The organism is Stieleria sp. (assembly GCF_041595215.1).
GTDB classification, from domain to species: Bacteria; Planctomycetota; Planctomycetia; order Pirellulales; family Pirellulaceae; genus Stieleria; species Stieleria magnilauensis.
Genome location: NZ_JBFHKV010001194.1, coordinates 1 through 2,439 on the forward strand (window position 1 = coordinate 1; position 2,439 = coordinate 2,439).

Sequence of the window (2,439 nt, forward strand, 5' to 3'; positions counted from 1 at the left end):
AACTTGCAGATTCCCCAGTTCGTTGTGTGGGGCGAAGGCGGTTTCTTGCGGTTTCTCGCGGGCGACGCCGCCCCGAATACGCCCGTTCCGATCAATCAAGGCCCACCGCTGGAACTGGCCGCTGCGGACCCGAGATCCCTTCACGCCTACGGCAACGAAGACCGTCAGGGGCTTGATTTCAGTCAGATCGACACTCAGCCGGGGGACGGTAATTTGTCTCGGACCAGCGCGCTCTTTTTGACCGACCTGGCCGGCGGCTACATGAAAGCTTTGGCGGGTTTCTCAATGCACACGCACGGAACGATCCCGACGGATCTGTTCACTTCCGAATCCAATATTCAAGGCTCGTTCCTGCAGCAAGACGACGACAATCAAGCGTCGCTGGGCGAGGTGATCGTTGAGACGCTTCTCACTCCAGTCACGTCACTCGCCGTCACGGAAGAAACCGTTGTAGTCGATCCTGATGCACGAATCTATCGATTGAACGGCGACGCGGAGATCAGCTTTGAATCGGAAGAAAAGATCTTTCTGGACGAATTCAACCGCGTCTTTTCCGTTCGCCCGTCCGGTGTCGAATACCGCGTCGCTGCCGAAGATCAAATCGACCATGCGGATTGGATACTGGTTGATCCAAATCAATTCTCGCGTCGCGCGGTTTCCCTTTCCAGCGGCCTGGGGATCGCCGACGAACAACCGTTTACTCTGCAGTGGCGTTCACTCAATCAGCACGGCGGCCGCGAAGCCATACGCAGTGCGACATTCATCATCGACACCAACGCACCGAGTCTGCAGTATGTGGATGTCTTCGATGCTGAGTCACCCGATGACGGCAGCCAGATCTACTTTAATGGTCGGCCGCTGATCAGCAATACGTTCCAGTCGCGGCGATTCGATGGACCGGCAACGTTCTCCAAGCCCATCGATTGGTACATCAATCTCGACCGGGGAAAGCAGATTCACCTGGAGTTTGATTCACCAACGAATTTTGAATACGCGTGGAATGACCCGAATCTGTCCAGCCCCAGCACATCGGTCCAGGGCGACCCCGCGGCAGGCATCATCGAGTTGTTCGTCCGCCGCAATGAAGCTGGCTCCGTGCCGGTCCTGGGCATCGGGCTCACCTACTTGGAAGAGGGGACCCAGGTGCTGTATTACCGCACCAGCGATGCCAATGGAAACCAATCGGCCATCCAGTCGATCGAATTCTTTGTCGATGCGTCGCCCCCGCAGTTGCAGCTCAGCGTGGCGAACAATCAGGTTGTTGGGCCTCAAACGCCGATCACCTTCCTAGCAACGGACGTTGGCGTGGGAATTTCCGAAGCGCGAGTCACTCTTCCCGGCGTGGGCAACTTGGGCTCCGGTGCGAGCTTTTCGCTTTCTGAAACGGCCTTTGCCAGTCAGATCGACTCCGGTGAAGACGTCAGTTTGAACGGGTTTGCAAAAGATTTGGTGGGCAATCAACAATCGACGACGTTCTCCCTCGTCTACGATTTTCTCGGCCCTTCAACCGAAATCGAATCCATTTCGGTGGGCACACGTCTTGCTGATGGTCGAATCATCACGACCGTTCCTGAGGTGACCGTGGTGTTTCGGGTCGACGATGATGCCGCGGGATTGGACGAGGCGAGTTTATCGTGGAGCGTTGGTGCGGCCGGAAATGGGTCGCTGTCCACCGGAACCCCGAGTCCGCTCGGTGACGGTCGCTATGAGGTGAAGGTTCCACTGGCGATCGGCGAAAATCATTTGCAGTTGCGGGCGACCGATAACGTCGGCAACCCAAGCTTTACCATACAAACGTTGTTGCGATCGCCCAGCCACCGTCTGGAACTGGATCGAGGCGATCGGGTCTCGGGCATCGACTTTGGAAACACACGATTTGGATCGATCAGCGGATTCATCTTTATCGACGCAACCGGTGACCTGCGCTACGACTATCCCGATGACCCGCCATTGGAAAACGTCGCAGTCTATGTCGATCGAAATTCAAATGGCCGCTTTGATGCTGGCGAAGCAATGGTATTCAGCGATGCGGAGGGTCGATACCGATTCGAAAACTTGCCGCCGCGGACCTATGACATCCGTGTGATGGTTCCCGCAGGTCACGAACTCGTCTCTCCCCCCGACGGACTGCAATCGGTGTCACTTGGCATCCAAGATTCTGTCGACCACATTTCGTTCGGTTTCGAGTTTTTGGGCGCGACTATCGCGGGCAGAGTGTTTGACGATGCCAACGGCAATGGTGAGCTTGACGCCGGCGAGTCACCCATCTCGGGCTTCGGTGTGAACTTGAGCGTTGGCGCGATGACTTCCAACCGTGACTTTGTGACAACCACAGATGCCGACGGGTATTTTTCATTCTCTGGCCTACAGCCTGGCGACTACACCGTCCTGATTAACGAACCGGCGCAGTACGAATCCACGACCGACACGAGCCGAGTC

Annotated in this window: 1 protein-coding gene; it reads left to right on the forward strand. The window is 56.5% G+C overall.

The window, feature by feature from the left end; genetic code table 11:
- Nucleotides 1–2,439 (forward strand): SdrD B-like domain-containing protein (locus ABX749_RS29610; protein WP_372899207.1); only part of this gene is annotated, 2,439 nt, incomplete at both ends.